Below are 15,801 nucleotides of genomic sequence, written 5' to 3' on the forward strand. Positions count from 1 at the left end.
GTTCACTTGAGTAGCTCCCGGCAGATCGGCTTGTCGTGGGGGACACCCAGTAATTCGCACACGGTGCCGCACAGTTCTGTTTGCTTGGGTGTGGCGCCGGCATTGAAACTGAAGGCGTCGCCGAGGACGAACAGCGGCACTTCACGCTCCTCGGGTAGCAAGCCGTTATGGGAGCGGTCACTGTTCATGCCGTGGTCAGCGGTCACCAGCACCTGATACCCGGCGTCGAGCCAGCCTTGCAGGTAGTCGGCGATGATGATGTCCGCCGAGCGCGCGCTGTTGCGGTATTGCGAGGTGTCGAGGCCGTGCTTGTGCCCGGCGTCGTCGATGTTCATCGGGTGCACCAGCAGGAAATTCGGTGCGTGGCGCAGGCGCAGGTTTTCGGCGTCGGCGAACAGGTGTGAGTCGGGGTAGTGGTCGTTCCAGTAGAAGTGCCCGTGCTGGATTGGCAGGCTTGGGTCGTCGGTATGGCGATCCCGGGCCGCCACGAACGGCGATCGGTTATACAACTCACTGACCCAGTGATAGGCCGCGGCGGCGGTTTTCAGGCCGGCAGCGGTGGCGTAGTGATAAATGCTGCGCTGGTTGGACAGGCGCGAGACGTTGTTGTGAACGATGCCGCTGTCGATCGGCGTGACGCCGGTGAGGATGCATTCGTAGAGCGGTCGGGACAAGGACGGCAGCTCGCATTCCAGCTTGTAGAGTGCGGCGCGTCCTGCGCCGACGTAGGCCTGCAGGTGCCCCATGGCGTGACGGGCGACCTCGTAGTTGAGGCCGTCGAGCACGACAAGGATGACGTTGTGTTTCATGGGGGCAAAACTCCGTGGATGTTCTCCAAACCCGCAGGAGCCGGCTTGCTGGCGATTGGATAAACGCGATGCTCAAAGAGACCGCGTTGACTGTATCGCCAGCAAGCCGGCTCCTACGGATGAAGCATTACTTCATTTCAACAATGACTTCTTCGTTCCACTTCTGTGGCAGGGACTTGGAGGTCTTCTCCCACGCATCCGCATCCTTGATCGGCGTGACTTTCTTGTACTGCTCGTTCGGCAGCAGCTTGGCCTGGACCTCTGCTGGCAGGGTCAGGTGCTCGGCTCGGATCGGACGGGCGTTACCCTTGGCCAGGTTGATCTGGCCAGCGTCGCTGAAGATGTACTCGCGGGTCAGCTTGGCGGCGTTCGGGTTCTTGGCGTATTTGTTGATGATGGTGGTGTAGCCGGAAATCACCGAGCCATCGGACGGGATCAGCACCACGTAGTCATCCGGATTGGCCATCTTGGCCTTGTAACTCAGGCCGTTGAAGTCCCAGACCACGCCGACTTCGATCTCGCCTTTTTCCATGGCGCCGATGACCGGGTTGGACATCGACAGGCGACCTTGTTTAGCGAGGTCGGCAAATAGCGCCAGAGCCGGTTGCAGGTTTTTCTCGTCGCCACCGTTGGCATAGGCAGCCGCCAGAACGCCGTTGGCAGCCTGGGCGGCGGTGCTCACGTCACCGATCGATACCTTGTATTTGCCGGTTTTGAGGTCAGCCCACTTGGTCGGTACTTCGGAGCCGTGCAGCAGCTTCTTGTTGACGATAAAGGCGATGGTGCCGGTGTAGGCCAATGCCCAGTGACCGTCCTTGTCTTTAGCCCAGGTCGGGACCTGGTCCCAGGTGGATGGCTTGTAGGGCTGGGTAACGTTCTGTTTCACCGCGATCGGGCCAAAGGCTGCGCCCACATCGCCTATATCGGCACTGGCGTTGTCTTTCTCGGCGGCAAACTTGGCGATTTCCTGGGCCGAGCTCATGTCGGTGTCCATGTGCTTGAGGCCGTAGTTCTTCGCCAGGTCTTCCCAGGTGCCTTTCCAGTTGGCCCAGTCATCGGGCATGCCGACACTGTTGACGGCGCCTTCCGCTCTCGCAGCGGCTTCCAGGGTTTTCAAATCATCAGCCGCCATGGCGGCGGTGCACATGGCAATGGTCGAGCCTAACAGTGATGCCAGGAAAAGCTGTTTCATTCCGAAGCTCCTATGGGCGTTTTCAACGCTGCGATTGCGGTTGTGTTGGTCTAGGTCAGCAATACCTGAGCCAATCTAGGGTGACTCGATGACACTTTGATGTCGTTCGTCGCCCCGATGAACGTTTACTTGCCCGGTATTGGCGGGTGCCAGGTAAGCGTAGACCATGGGCGAAGGCCCATTACGCAAGGACTTGGCCGATGTCTTGCACGCGATTGGGGTGACCGTCGGGCGGCTATGTCATCTCTCGGTCATCTGCATTGCCTACGCTTGCAGGATCTTTAAACAGCCGGTTATCTCGCCGGTTCTGCCCTGTAAGTGTGCTGGTCTAGTCCAGATAGGTAACGTTGATGCGCGATGAGGCAACAAAAGCGGTGACAGCCATTGGCCAGGTGCTTCAGGAGCAGATCGATCACGGGCTGCTGGCACCGGGGAGCAAGTTGCCAGCCGAACGCAAGCTCAGTGAGTTGTTTGGGACCACGCGCATAACCCTACGCGAGGCCTTGCTGCAGCTCGAAGCCCAGGGTCAGATCTATCGCGAGGAGCGCCGGGGCTGGTTCGTGTCGCCACCGCGCCTGGCTTATAACCTGATGCAGCGCAGCCACTTTCACGCCATGGTCAGCGCCCAGGGGCGGGTGCCGTCCACCGAAGTCATTTCGGCGCGATTGCAGCCGGCATCGGCGGCGGTCTGCGCCTGGTTACAGTTGCCAGCATTGTCGAGCGTGATTCAGATCTGTCGTTCGCGGCGCATCGATGGGCGACTGGTGCTGTACGTGGAGCACTATCTCAATCCGCAGTATTTTCCTGGCATTCTGGATTTCGACCTGAATCAGTCGATCACCGAGCTGTATGCGCGGCACTACGACCTGCATTACGGGCGGGTGCGCTTCGAGATTGTGCCAACGGCGTTGTCGGCAGACGCGGCGGCCGCTTTGCGGGTGTCGGTGGGCAGTCCTGGACTGCGCATCGCCCGGGTCAATTACGATCAGCATGGGCGGCTGATCGATTGTGACCTGGAGTTTTGGCGCCACGATGCGATCCATGTGGGGGTCGATGTGGCTTGAACCTGGCCGCCGCAGGCTCTGGCCCTTATCCGAAACGGTAGATGTCCATGCCCAGCGCGCCCAGGGTGAATCCCTGGTGGGCAATACTGAATGGGCCCCCGGCACCGCGGGCAAAGTACAACGGCAACAGATGTTCATCGCTGGGATGGTTACGCACCGCGTTCGGTGCTTGCCGGCGATAGTCGTGCAAGGCGGCTTCATCGTTGGCCGCCAGCTTGTCGATCATCCAGTCGCGAAATACCTTGGCCCAGGGTTGTACGCTCTCGGGGCCGGCATGCCAGTCCAGCTCTCGCAGGTTGTGAGTAATGCTGCCGGAACCGATCAACAGCACGCCCTGTTCACGCAAGCCGCTCAGGGCCTTGCCAACGCGGGCCTGTAGCGCGGGACCGCCTCGGGTAGGCAGTGAAACCTGAACAATCGGGATATCGGCCTGCGGATACATCAACGACAGCGGCACCCAGACACCATGATCGAACGGTCGAGTGCTGTCGATGCGGGCAGGAAGGGCGTTGGCCTGTAACATATTGACCACCTGTGCGGCCAGGTCGGGGTTGCCGGGGGCCGGGTATTGCACCTCGAACAGGGCCCGTGGAAAACCGCCAAAGTCATGCCAGGTGTCCGGCTGCGGGTTGCCGCCGACCAGCAGTTCATCGCTTTCCCAATGCGCAGAGACAATCACGATAGCGTCTGGCCTGGGCATCTCTGTCGCCAGGCGAGCGAGGGCCGGCCCACTGGCGCCAGGTTCAAGGGCCAGCATTGGCGAACCATGGGATATGTAGAGGCTGGGGAACATGGATGAGCTCCTGAGAGTTAAGATAGAGCCATCTTCTGTCAGATCATTGATCTAAATCTAATATAAGTTTTAGGGTGTTTTGATCGAATTTTGGGGTTATTTATGCAGCCGGAGTTTTGGCACAAAAAATGGAAATCGAATCAGATCGGTTTTCACTTGCCGCAAGTGAACCCGTATCTCCAGCGATTCTGGCCGGCGCTGGGCCTGGAGGAGGGCGCTCGCGTACTGGTGCCGTTATGCGGCAAGAGCCTGGACCTGCTGTGGCTGGCGCAGCGAGGCCATGAGGTGCTGGGGATCGAACTGTCGGAAAAGGCTGTCGAGGATTTCTTCAGCGAGCATCAATTTGATCCAGCAGTGGATGAACAAGGACCTTTCAAGGTATATCGCGCAGGTTCCATCGAGCTGTGGTGTGGCGATTTCTTCGATCTGACGCCAGGCGATGTCGCCGACTGCTCGGCCGTCTATGATCGAGCCGCATTGATTGCGTTGCCCGCGCCAATGCGTGAGCGCTATGCAGCTCATTTGACGCGGATCCTGCCCAAGGGCTCCAACGGGTTGTTGATTACCCTGGACTACGACCAGGCGCAAATGGAGGGGCCGCCTTTTGCCGTGCTCGATGAAGAAGTGCAGCGGTTGTTCGGTGCTTCGTGGACGCTGAAGACCCTCGAAGACCAGGATGTGTTGAGCGAGAGCGGCAAATTTCTGGAGGCAGGCGTTACGCGGCTTGAAGAGCGGGTGTATCGGGTTTCCAGCCGATAGGTTGTAGCCGCCAGTGCCGGCCCCTTCGCGGGCAAGCCCGCTCCCACATTAGACCTCATTCATCTTGATAACTCGGCCAACTGTGGGAGCGGGCTTGCCCGCGAAGGGGCCCTGATGAGCGCCGTATAAATCAGCAGGCAAAAAAAGGCCCGCATCATTGCGGGCCTTCTTGTTTATATCGCCAGCGTTCAGCCGCGACGACGCGCCAGTGCGTCGATACGCTCTTCCAGCGGCGGGTGGCTCATGAACATGCGGGCGAAGCCCTGTTTGATGCCACCGTTGATGCCGAAGGCATTCAGGGTGTCAGGCATATGCACCGGCAGGCCCTGTTCCGCGCGCAGGCGTTGCAGTGCGCCAATCATCGCGTTGGTACCGGCCAGGCGTGCACCGGCTTCGTCCGCGCGGAATTCGCGCTTGCGCGAGAACCACATGACGATGGCACTGGCCAGGATACCCAGGACCAGTTCGGCGAAAATGGTGGCTATGTAGTAGGCAATGCCCTGGCCTTCTTCGTTCTTGAAGATCACCTTGTCGACAAAGTTGCCGATGATCCGTGCGAAGAACATCACGAAGGTGTTCACTACGCCCTGGATCAAGGCCAGGGTCACCATGTCGCCATTGGCCACGTGGCCGATTTCGTGGGCCAGGACGGCTTTCACTTCATCCGGCGAGAAACGCTCCAGCAGGCCCTGGCTGACCGCGACCAGTGCGTCGTTCTTGTTCCAGCCGGTGGCAAACGCGTTCGCCTCATAGGCCGGGAAGATCCCGACTTCCGGCATCTTGATCCCGGCTTCGCGGGACAGTTGCTCGACCGTTTGCAGCAGCCATTGCTCGTGACGCGTGCGTGGCTGGCTGATGATTTGGGTGCTGGTGCTCATCTTCGCCATCCACTTGGAGATGAACAGCGAGAACAGGGAACCGGCAAAACCGAAGACCGCACAGAAAATCAGCAGCTGATTGAGGTTGAGATCAACCCCATTGGCCGCCATGAACCCGTTGAAGCCGAAAAGGCTCAGGGTGATGCTGGCAATCAGCACGACCGCCAGGTTAGTGGCCAAGAACAGCAGGATGCGCATCATGGTTGTAGAAATCTCCTCAAGCTAAAGATGTAGCGTACTGCGGGGTATATAAGGTGCCGCAACGGGGTATTCAACCGAGTGACTATTTCAAACTGTGTCCTACAGCAATAGCGTAGCTGTTTGCAGGGCATTTCTGACAAGGGATGGCAAAGTGATTTGCCAGCCAACCGGCAACAAAGTGCCCGTCGTTACTCGATGTGACCAGGCAATGGGGTCGTGCACGGGCATCGGGAGTGAGGTCACGGGTAGGGCGCGAGCATATGTTGCAGAATGAATCACCGTGCGATGTTTTTGGTATCGCACGGTGACTGGCTGCTTATTGGCGATAGGATTTGAGGAAATTGCCAATGCGTCCGATGGCCATGTCCAGGTCATCGACGCGCGGCAGGGTCACGACGCGGAAGTGGTCGGGCCATGGCCAGTTGAACGCCGTGCCTTGCACCACCAGCAGCTTCTCCGAGAGCAGCAGGTCGAGGACGAATTTTTCGTCGTTGTGGATCGGGCAGACCTTCGGGTCGATCCGCGGGAACGCATACAGTGCGCCCATCGGTTTGACGCAGCTCACGCCAGGAATGTCGTTGAGCAGTTCCCAGGTGCGGTTACGCTGCTCCAGCAGGCGCCCTGGCGGCAGCACCAGGTCGTTGATGCTTTGATAGCCACCCAGTGCAGTCTGGATCGCGTGCTGGCTCGGCACGTTGGCGCACAGGCGCATGTTAGCCAGCATGTCGATGCCTTCGATGTAGCTCTGGGCGTGGTGTTTCGGTCCGGAAATGGCGATCCAGCCGGAACGGAAACCGGCCACTCGATAGGACTTGGACAGGCCGTTGAAGGTCAGGCACAGCAGGTCCGGCGCCAAAGACGCGGTGCAGATGTGCACGGCGTCGTCGTACAGGATCTTGTCGTAGATTTCGTCGGAAAACACCACCAGGTTGTGCTGGCGGGCCAGCTCCAGCATGCCCAGCAGGACTTCTTTGGAGTACACCGCACCGGTCGGGTTGTTCGGGTTGATGATCACCAGTGCCTTGGTGTTCGGGGTGATCTTGGCCTTGATGTCCGCCAGGTCCGGCCACCAGTTGGCTTGCTCGTCGCACAGGTAATGCACCGGGTTGCCGCCCGAGAGGCTTACCGCGGCGGTCCACAACGGGTAGTCGGGCGCCGGTACCAGCACTTCGTCGCCGTTGTTGAGCAGGGCCTGCATCGACATCACGATCAGCTCGGAAACGCCGTTGCCCAGGTAGATGTCTTCAATGCCGACGCCTTCCACCTGCTTTTGCTGGTAGTACTGCATCACGGCCTTGCGCGCGCTGAACAGGCCCTTGGAGTCGCTGTAGCCCTGGGCGGTGGGCAGATTGCGGATCACGTCCTGAAGGATTTCGTCCGGCGCTTCGAAACCAAAGGGCGCCGGGTTGCCGATGTTCAGCTTGAGGATGCGATGGCCTTCCTCTTCCAGGCGTTTGGCGTGCTTGAGCACTGGGCCGCGAATGTCGTAGCAGACGTTGGCGAGCTTGTTCGATTTGCTGACCTGCATGGCGATGTGTTCCCGAAAATGAACGATCCAGGCGGTGTGTGGACAACCGTGCTGGGAATCCTGCGTAATCACACAGGCCTGACGCCTTGAGAGGCAGCACCCATAAATCCGTTTGAATGCGCGTGGTCTGGCTGCCAGACTGGCGTTTGACGAGGCGCAATCATACGTGCCGCCCGATCCGTGGAAAAGGTACAGATCGGGCTTTTTCAGTTGCTGAGGTGTGATGATGGAAAAGTTGGAAAAAACCCTGGAAGAATGGAAAGCCATGCTCGATCCCGAGCAGTACAACGTTTGCCGCCTCAAGGGCACCGAACGCCCGTTTTCCGGCAAGTACAACGGCACCAAGACCGACGGTATCTACCACTGCATCTGCTGTAGCGAGCCGTTGTTCGATTCCAGCACCAAGTTCGATTCCGGCTGTGGCTGGCCAAGCTTTTATGCGCCGATCGGCGATAGCGCCATGACCGAGATTCGTGATGTCAGCCACGGCATGATCCGCACCGAAGTGGTCTGCGCCAAATGTGACGCGCACCTGGGCCACGTATTCCCGGATGGCCCGCCGCCAACCGGCCTGCGTTACTGCATCAACTCGGTGTGCCTGGACCTGGTACCCCGCTCGTAACGCGAACCCTGTAGGAGCTGCCGCAGGCTGCGATCTTTTGATCTTTGTTTTTTCTCTCAATCGCGAAAGATCAAGATCAAAAGATCGCAGCCTGCGGCAGCTCCTACAGGGATTGAGTGTGGATTGAGGGGCAGGTGGGATTTATTAGATTGCACACAATTCAATTGCTCGCTATGTTTGTCGCATCACCCCTTTTCGAGTGCCTCGATCATGAGCGACAACCTCCTGAGCATCCCTTGCACCACCATCAAGGGCGAACAAAAAACCTTGGCGGATTTCGCCGGCAAGGCGGTATTGGTGGTCAACACCGCCAGCAAATGCGGTTTCACCCCGCAATACAAAGGCCTTGAGGAACTGTGGCAGACCTACAAGGATCAAGGCCTGGTGGTGCTTGGCTTCCCCTGCAATCAATTCGGCAAGCAGGAACCGGGCAACGAAGGGGCGATCAGCGAGTTCTGCGAGCTGAACTACGGTGTCAGTTTCCCGCTGTTCAAAAAGATTGAAGTCAATGGCGACGGCGCCCATCCCTTGTTTGTGCAGTTGAAAAAGCGTGCACCGGGTGTGCTCGGTTCCCAAGGTATCAAGTGGAATTTCACCAAATTCCTGATCGGCAAGGACGGCCAGCTGGTCAAGCGCTTCGCACCAGCGACCAAGCCGCAGGACTTGAGCGGTGAGATCGAAGCACTGCTCAAATGAACAGCTTGTCCGTCGACTCGCTGAGCCTCGACAGCCAGCTCTGCTTCAAACTGTATGCGGCGTCCCGCGCGGTCATTCGCGCCTACAAGCCGATGCTCGATCAGTTGGGCCTGACTTATCCGCAGTACCTGGCGATGCTGGTGTTGTGGGAATGGCAGGCGGTTGCCCCGGAGCAGCCGACGGTCAAGGCGCTGGGTGAGCGCCTGGCGTTGGACTCCGGTACGCTGACGCCCCTGCTCAAGCGTCTTGAACAGTTGCAACTGGTTCAGCGTCAGCGCTCGGCGCGCGATGAGCGCGAGGTACACCTGAGCTTGTCGCCCAAGGGCACCGCATTGCGTGATCAGGTCGGGCCGCTCAAGGCCCGCCTGTTATGCGACAGCGGTGTGGATCTGGATCGGCTGAATGACCTGCGCGACGGCCTTGACCACTTGCTGGGGCAAATCAAGGCGTTGTCGTAGCTGGTATCCAAACGTCCAGCAGGGCGGCAAGCTCTTCCCGGCGGAAAGGTTTGGCCAGGTAGTCGCTCATGCCCGCCGCACGGCAGCGTTCGCGTTCTTCGGACATGGCGTTGGCGGTCAGGGCGACGATGGGCAGTTGCGGCCACCGACCACTGCGACGGATTTGCCGACTGGCTTCATAGCCGTCCATGACCGGCATATTGCAATCCATCAGCACCAGATCGAAGTCGCGGCCTTCCAATTGATCCAGCGCCTCGGCTCCGTGCGCGGCGACAATCACGTCGCAACCGAGTTTACCCAGCATGCCCTTGGCCACCAGTTGGTTGACCGGGTTGTCCTCCACCAGCAGCACTCGCGCACGTCGCTGCGGGACGTGGCTATCGACGCGGGTATCGATGGGGGTGTCGGTTTGCGCCAGCAAGATTCGTCGCAAAGTCTGATACAGCGCATTGCGTGCCAGTGGGCGCGCCTGCTGCTGCAGGGGGGCGAGGGCGCTGACTTGTTCGCTGGGCATGAAGCTGCCGTAAGCGGTCACCAGCAGGATGGGCGCACCGACGGTAGGGCGCAGGTTGAACAGGCACTCGGGGCAGTCGGTGATCAGAACATCGGGGTTCAGGCCGAGCAATGGATCATCGATCGACCGTTGCTGATAATCGAGCCCCCACCCGGGCAATACACGGCTCAGCAGTTCCGCCAGACCGCTGCTGGCGGCGGTAATCGCGATGACCTTGCCCTGCAGGGGAGCCGGGGCCAGTGCCCGGGTGTGACTGGGCAGGGGCAGTTGCGCGCAGAACTGGCTGCCGAAACCGGGTTCAGAACTGATGGTTAGCCGGCCTTGCATGGCTTCACACAAGTTGTGGGTCAGGGCCAAACCCAACCCGGTGCCGCCAAATTGTCGGGTGATCCCGGCCCCGGCCTGGGTGAAGGGCTTGAAGATCTTCACCTGAGCATCCCGGGGGATGCCAATGCCGGTGTCGCAGACTTCGATGCTGACGCCATCCTGGTAGGTCGACAGACGCACATCGACCCGGCCAAAACGGGTGAACTTGAGCGCATTGGACAGCAGATTACTGACGATCTGCCGGACCCGTGTCGGATCGCCGAGCACCAGCGCAGGAAAGTCCGGATCGATCAGGCAGGTCAGTTCGACACTCGGTGCGGCGTTCTGCGACAGCAGGTTGGCCGTGTCTTCGACCAGCGAACCAAGGTCGAACGGGATGTGCTCGAGTTCGAGCTGGCCGGCATCGAATTTCGACAGGTCGAGAATATCGTTGAGCAACTCCACCAGCACTTTGCCCGAGTCATGGGCGATGGCCAGCTGTTGCTGTTGCTCGGCAGACAGCGGGCCGTCCAGCGACAGCGCGATCATGCCCAGCAGGCCATTGAGGGGTGTGCGAATTTCGTGGCTCATGTTGGCCAGGAACACTGAACGCGCTTCGGCCATGTCCAGGGCGGTACTGCGCGCGACTTCCAGCTCCTGGTTGGACTGACTGAGCCGGGCGTTGATGGTCTTGAGTTCGGTGGTGCGTGCCGAAACGATGTTTTCCAGCTGGCCAAGATAGTCGGTCAGACGGTTTTCGGCGTTGCGTCGCTGCTGGATTTCGGTGGCGATGTTTTCGAATTGCTGGTTGGCGACTTTCACCAGTACGCCGATTTCATCGTTGGCATGCCCCGCCGGACATTCCAGGGAGGTCGGCTCCGCGCTGCGCGGATCGCGGCCACTGAGTTCGCGGATGACCCGCACCAACGGCTTGGTCAGCATCACGTAGAACAGCGCCAGCAGGATACCGCTCAGGAGCAGGCTGCGGGCGAAACCATTGATCAGGGTTACCTCGGCCCGCCGCAGGAATCGGTAGCCGAACGAGTAAGTGTCGACGTCCAATTGCAGGGTACCCAGGGATTCGCTGGGCAAATGATCCAGGTACAGGCGGTCTTCGAACTGCCTGTTGGCCCCGAACAGAAGGTCACTCAAGACCCGATAGTCGCTTTGCAGGCCTGGACGCTTGACCTTGGCCAGGATACTGCCGTTGTTGTCTGTCAGCTTCGCTCCGACGATCGCAGGTGAGCGCAACAGGCCCAAGGTCAGTTCCTGGGCGAGTTCGGCGTCGATGTTGTAGGCGATGCGCGAGGCGGGGTTGTGACTGATTTCGAGTAAAGACAGGATTTCGCGGTTGATGGAGGCGTCTTCACTGGCATAATCGATGCCTATTTGCAGCACGCTGAGCAGCATACCCAGAACAAAACCGACCAGCACGGTGAGCCGCGCTTGTTTGTAAGACAGCCGGTTGGTGAACTTGATGTCCATGGGGTGTTGAATCACTTCCGTTTTCCTTCGCTGCTCAAGCATAGTCGATCATGCAGGGTGATCCCGCGAGCCCCGCTACAGGGCGGTTGACCGTTCATCGAACGCTGTATTTCGTTGCTGTATCGACATCATTACTGTGAACGTGCCCGAGGAGAAGACGTGGATTCCCGATTAAATGCTTTTCTTGAACGTGCCGATGCCGTTCTGGCCCGTATCGAACCGTTGTTGCCCACCCCTCGGCAAGCCATCGACTGGACCCATTGCCTGGCTGCGCGCTGGCAGCGTGAGGGGCGCAGCGGTTTTCTGCTGCCACTGCAGGTCAGCCTGGACATGCGTCTGAGCGACCTCATCGGCGTCGACCGCCAGGTGGAGCAACTGGGACGAAATACCCGCCAGTTCCTCGATGGCATGCCGGCCAACCACGCCCTGCTCTGGGGTTCGCGTGGCACTGGCAAATCGTCGCTGGTGCGCGCCTTGCTGGCTGAGCACGCCGAGGCTGGTCTGCGCCTGATCGAAATCGAGCGTGATCACCTGGCGGACTTACCGCGGGTGGTCGAGCAGCTCGCCAAGCTACCGCAGCGTTTCGTATTGTTCTGCGATGACCTGTCGTTCGAGTCAGGCGAGGGCGATTATCGCGTGCTCAAAAGCGTTCTCGACGGTTCGCTCGAACAGGCACCGGACAACGTGTTGCTGTACGCCACCTCCAACCGTCGACACCTGGTGCCGGAAAAGGAAAGCGATAACGAAAACTGGAAACGGGTCGATGGTGAATTGCACCCCAGCGAGGCAGTGGAAGACAAGATCGCCCTGTCGGATCGCTTCGGGTTGTGGCTATCGTTCTATCCGTTCACCCAGGAGCACTTCCTCGATGTGGTCGAACACTGGATCGGTCAATTGGCCGACAGGGCAGGCCTGCCGTGGCAACGCACCGAAGAGCTGGACATCCTTGCGGTGCGCTGGGCCACGGGCCGGGGCAATCGCAACGGACGTTGCGCGTATCAATTTGCCCGCTATTGGGTGGGGCTGAAACTGTTGGAGCACAAGGCATGATCGATTTACAAAAGAGCGGCCAGGGCCTCGAGGGCTATGGCATGCTGCACGCGCAGCTGGAGTCCTTGCTGGCGGATGAGCGTGATTTCATTGCCAACGCCGCTCAGTTTTCGGCGTTCCTGTTCAATCAACTCGAGGGCTTGAACTGGGCCGGGTTCTACCTCAATCGTGAGGGGGAGCTGGTGCTGGGTCCGTTCCAGGGGCAAATCGCCTGCGTGCGGATTCCGTTCGGCCGGGGCGTGTGCGGGACGGCGGCGGCGACCTTGCAAACCCAGCGAGTCGAAGACGTGCACGCGTTTGCCGGGCATATCGCCTGCGACAGTGCGTCGAACAGCGAACTGGTCGTGCCCTTGGTCAAGGACGGTCGCCTGATCGGCGTGCTCGATCTCGACAGCCCCCAACTGGCGCGTTTCACCGCGCAGGATCAAGCGGGCATCGAGCAATTGGCCGCTATTTTCCTGCGCCTGACCGACTGCTGATCACGCTCTCAAGCCTGCCTTGACCAGCAGGCTTGGCGCATCCACTGCATCGACCTGTTGTGGGTCGAGGAAGCGCCGGGCGTACTGCAGATAAATCTGCGCGTTGATGAACAGTTCGAACAACTGTGGGTCGATGTGGGCATCCCGGCACATGTTGGCCATGATGCCCAGCGCTTCACTCAGGGTCTTGGCTTTCTTGTAGGGGCGGTCGGCGGCGGTCAGCGCCTCGAAGATATCGGCAATCGCCATCATCCGCGCCGGCAGGCTCATCTGCTCACGCTTCAAGCGTTTCGGATAACCCGTGCCGTCCATTTTTTCGTGGTGACCGCCGGCGATCTCCGCTACGTTGCCCAGATGCTCGGGGAAGGGCAGGTGGTTGAGCATCAGAATCGTCTGCACCATGTGGTGGTTGATGATGTAGCGCTCTTCGCGTGTCAGGGTGCCTCGGGTAATGCTCAAGTTGTAGAGTTCGCCGCGGTTGTACTTGTAATGCGGGACATCGAGCTTGAAACCCCAGGGATTATCCTCGGCAATCACTTCGGCTTCGGCGCGTTCGAACAGATGCTCGGGCCGGTCCGCCAGCAACGTCTCGCAGACGGGCAGCGTCGGTGCGTGCGTGCGTGCCTGGCGCTGGTTCTCCTCCCAGGAAACTCCCAGGCGGTCATCCAGGGTCCGCGTCCAGGTGCGTTGACCGATACTGCGCAGGCGTTGCAGATCGGCTTCGGCCATGGTCTCGCCGCCGAGGTTGCAGCGGGCGATGAAGGCGAAATCGTCATCGAGTTCCGCCAAAGTGGCATCGCGCTGTTGCGCCAGGGGCTGCTCATCGCCACCTTGGGCAATGGCTTGCCAATAGTTGATCCAGGCATCGCGCTTGAGCACTTCGAAGCGGGTGCGTATTTCGTGGATGCGGTCGTTCAGGGTTTCGAGCTTGGTGGCTTTGTCGACGACGTATTCCGGGGTTGTCACTTTGCCGCAGTCGTGCAGCCAGGCGGCTATGTGCAGCGCCTCCCACTCATCGTCCGTAGGCTGGTAGCCGCTGAAAGCCGGGTCCTGGCTGGCTGCTGCGGCCTGGGCGAGCATCAACGTCAGCGCCGGAACTCGTTGGCAATGGCCACCGGTATAGGGGCTCTTGGCATCTATCGCACCGGCCAGCAGCTTGATGAAGGCGTCCAGCAGCTTTTTTTGCCGGTCCTGCAAGCGATGGCTTTCAATACTCACAGCGGCGGCACCGGACACCGCCTGCAGGAATGCAATGCGGTCGGGACGCAGTTTGTCCAGGTCGCTCTGGTTGCCGCTGTCGGCCAGCAGAAACACCAACAGGCCGACGGTTTCGTTGTGACGATTGTGCAAGCGGATGCCGATCAGGTGAACGCGGGGACAGGCCATTGCCAGCAGGACTTTTTGGAGATCCCCCGCCTGTTCGAAGCCCAGGTGGGTGACAACGTTGTCGGCTGTCGACAGCTGCTGCAGCCAGGCGGGGCTGTCTGTGTCCTTGAATGCGTGTGCGCGAAGGTCGAATGAAGACAGGGCGTGTGCGGTGTCGTTGATCACCAGGCCCTGGGGTTCCATGAGGTCGCCATCCCCTTCGCGCAGGTAGATCAGGCCAGCCTGGGCCCGGCCGATCCTTACCGTTTCAAACAGCACCCGCTCCAGCAATGGGGCAAACCGGGTCTCGGCGCTCAGGCTGTCTGTGATCTGGAAAAAGCTTGCCAGGGTATCTTTCATACGCTCCATGGAAAGGCTTAGCTGGTCGACCTCAAGTACCGGAGAGCGGCGTGTGGCCGGAAAGTTGAAATCGAAACTGCGAATGGCATCCGCTTCCTGCACGAGGGAGCGCAGGGGCTTGACCAGGATCCTGGACGTCAGCCAACCCAGTGGTACGCACAGCAGCAGGGTCGCCAGGGTAATCAGTGCGCCTTGCCAGCGCATGCGGTAGGCATCGACGAGCAGTTCATCTTCAGGTATCAGCATTGCCAGTTGCAGCCCCTGGGGGCCGCCTTCCTGCATGCGGCTACGCGCAACAATCCATTGACGGCCCATGGCAGTCAGGCGATTACCCGGCGCAGGTGTACTGAGCAGCGCCTGCAGGGCGGGACTGAGGTCGGCGGCCTTGCTCAGGTGGGCGGTTTGATCGTCAACGATCAGGCGACGGCTGTCGGGATAAGCGATGGCATTGCCTTGCGCGTCGAACAGCACGATCTCGGTAGCGGGCGTCACCACATGTTTGGCCAGTGTGGCCGAAAGCTCGGCCAGGGTCAGGTCGGCAGCGAGTACGGCATGCTCGCCGCTGCGCCGTGCCAGGGTGGTACCGACATTGTGGGTCGAGAAAAAAACGTAGGGTTCGGTGGTGATCTGGTCAGCGTTTTGGCTGGCGCTGATAAACCAGGCGCGGCCACGCGGATCGTAGGTTTCTTCAGGGTTGTCCTGACGGCTGACGAGCGTCAGGTCCCGATCAAAAAACAAGGATTGCGAATGGGCCTGGCCGCTGCTGTTTCGCTCGATACTCCAGACCTGGTAGGCCGCGGTATCCGGGGCCTTGAGTAACGCCTTCTGATCTGGGGTGCGCAGCGGGCGAACCATGAAGAAGTCACCGGTGTCGTACCCCACGTACAGCGAAGCCAGGTCGGGGTTGTCCTGGAGTGACTGACTGAAGGGCAGTAGCAACGCCAGGCGCTGCTGCAAATCGAGCGCCTGGGTGGCAGGGGTATGCGTCAACAGGCTCAGCAGGTGCCGAATCGGTTCATAGGTGGCGTGCAGGTCCAGGCGCACGTCCTGCTCAATTCGACTGAACAGTTTTTCACTGCTCGACAGAATGATTTGCGTGGTTTGCTGATAGTTGAAAATGCCCAGCACGATCCCGGTCAGCAACAGCAGGCAAGTGAACATCACGCTGATATGAACGTGCAGGGGAAAACGGCGTTGATCCGGACGCAGTGGGCTGGGCATGCAGGTCACTCCGTGATGGTT

The 15,801-nt window shown here is 59.8% G+C and carries 14 protein-coding genes; 7 read left to right on the plus strand and 7 right to left on the minus strand.

Features of this window, described 5'->3' with window-relative positions:
- Positions 1-2: 2 nt before the first annotated feature.
- Positions 3-809 (minus strand): alkaline phosphatase family protein, encoded by an 807-nt coding sequence (locus tag AC3WWR_RS20085; RefSeq protein WP_151143107.1) that lies wholly within the window; start codon positions 807-809, stop codon positions 3-5.
- A gap of 127 nt (positions 810-936) precedes the next feature.
- Positions 937-2,001 carry an ABC transporter substrate-binding protein gene (locus AC3WWR_RS20090; RefSeq protein WP_020796796.1) on the minus strand — a complete coding sequence of 355 codons (1,065 nt, stop codon included), beginning with the start codon at positions 1,999-2,001 and terminating at the stop codon, positions 937-939.
- 350 nt (positions 2,002-2,351) lie between these two features.
- Here AC3WWR_RS20090 and phnR point away from each other — a divergent pair, with 350 nt between their 5' ends.
- A complete protein-coding gene (gene phnR, locus AC3WWR_RS20095) occupies positions 2,352-3,065 on the plus strand; it encodes a phosphonate utilization transcriptional regulator PhnR (RefSeq protein WP_151143105.1) in 714 nt (237 codons plus the stop codon).
- A 25-nt stretch (positions 3,066-3,090) separates the two neighbouring features.
- Here phnR and AC3WWR_RS20100 read toward each other — a convergent pair whose 3' ends face one another.
- Positions 3,091-3,858: a DODA-type extradiol aromatic ring-opening family dioxygenase gene (locus AC3WWR_RS20100; protein WP_151143103.1), complete on the minus strand. Its 768-nt coding sequence runs from the start codon at positions 3,856-3,858 to the stop codon at positions 3,091-3,093.
- Positions 3,859-3,960: 102 nt separating this feature from the next.
- Between AC3WWR_RS20100 and AC3WWR_RS20105 the strand changes: the two genes are divergently transcribed.
- The gene (locus tag AC3WWR_RS20105; RefSeq protein ID WP_020796799.1) at positions 3,961-4,617 is read left to right on the plus strand and encodes a thiopurine S-methyltransferase; all 657 of its coding nucleotides are present in this window, start codon (positions 3,961-3,963) and stop codon (positions 4,615-4,617) included.
- Between the two features lie 188 nt (positions 4,618-4,805).
- Here the strand turns inward: AC3WWR_RS20105 and htpX are convergent, their stop codons facing one another.
- Positions 4,806-5,696 (minus strand): protease HtpX, encoded by an 891-nt coding sequence (htpX, locus tag AC3WWR_RS20110; RefSeq protein ID WP_020796800.1) that lies wholly within the window; start codon positions 5,694-5,696, stop codon positions 4,806-4,808.
- A 316-nt stretch (positions 5,697-6,012) separates the two neighbouring features.
- On the minus strand, positions 6,013-7,224 hold the full coding sequence (locus tag AC3WWR_RS20115) for a pyridoxal phosphate-dependent aminotransferase (RefSeq protein WP_007983502.1): 1,212 nt from the start codon (positions 7,222-7,224) through the stop codon (positions 6,013-6,015).
- A 226-nt stretch (positions 7,225-7,450) separates the two neighbouring features.
- Between AC3WWR_RS20115 and msrB the strand changes: the two genes are divergently transcribed.
- From msrB to AC3WWR_RS20130, 3 genes are all read left to right on the plus strand, one after another.
- Positions 7,451-7,846 (plus strand): peptide-methionine (R)-S-oxide reductase MsrB, encoded by a 396-nt coding sequence (gene msrB / locus AC3WWR_RS20120; protein ID WP_020796802.1) that lies wholly within the window; start codon positions 7,451-7,453, stop codon positions 7,844-7,846.
- A 210-nt stretch (positions 7,847-8,056) separates the two neighbouring features.
- Positions 8,057-8,542, plus strand: coding sequence for a glutathione peroxidase (locus tag AC3WWR_RS20125; protein WP_020796803.1), 486 nt, complete (start codon positions 8,057-8,059; stop codon positions 8,540-8,542).
- A complete protein-coding gene (locus AC3WWR_RS20130; RefSeq protein WP_020796804.1) occupies positions 8,539-9,000 on the plus strand; it encodes a MarR family winged helix-turn-helix transcriptional regulator in 462 nt (153 codons plus the stop codon). The genes AC3WWR_RS20125 and AC3WWR_RS20130 overlap by 4 nt, the downstream gene beginning before the upstream one ends.
- Here AC3WWR_RS20130 and AC3WWR_RS20135 read toward each other — a convergent pair.
- Positions 8,984-11,347 carry a hybrid sensor histidine kinase/response regulator gene (locus AC3WWR_RS20135; protein WP_080725399.1) on the minus strand — a complete coding sequence of 788 codons (2,364 nt, stop codon included), beginning with the start codon at positions 11,345-11,347 and terminating at the stop codon, positions 8,984-8,986. The two genes, AC3WWR_RS20130 and AC3WWR_RS20135, sit on opposite strands and share 17 nt — an antisense overlap.
- Positions 11,348-11,464: 117 nt before the next feature.
- On the opposite strand from AC3WWR_RS20135, the gene AC3WWR_RS20140 reads away from it, so the two are divergent.
- Both AC3WWR_RS20140 and AC3WWR_RS20145 read left to right on the plus strand, forming a co-directional pair.
- Positions 11,465-12,355: an ATP-binding protein gene (locus AC3WWR_RS20140; RefSeq protein ID WP_033044809.1), complete on the plus strand. Its 891-nt coding sequence runs from the start codon at positions 11,465-11,467 to the stop codon at positions 12,353-12,355.
- On the plus strand, positions 12,352-12,834 hold the full coding sequence (locus AC3WWR_RS20145) for a GAF domain-containing protein (protein WP_033044811.1): 483 nt from the start codon (positions 12,352-12,354) through the stop codon (positions 12,832-12,834). Before AC3WWR_RS20140 ends, AC3WWR_RS20145 begins: the two co-directional genes overlap by 4 nt.
- Here AC3WWR_RS20145 and AC3WWR_RS20150 read toward each other — a convergent pair whose 3' ends face one another.
- Positions 12,835-15,780, minus strand: coding sequence for an HD domain-containing phosphohydrolase (locus AC3WWR_RS20150; RefSeq protein WP_492598997.1), 2,946 nt, complete (start codon positions 15,778-15,780; stop codon positions 12,835-12,837).
- Positions 15,781-15,801: the final 21 nt, after the last annotated feature.

This window comes from Pseudomonas sp. EB271-G4-1 (assembly GCF_058791355.1).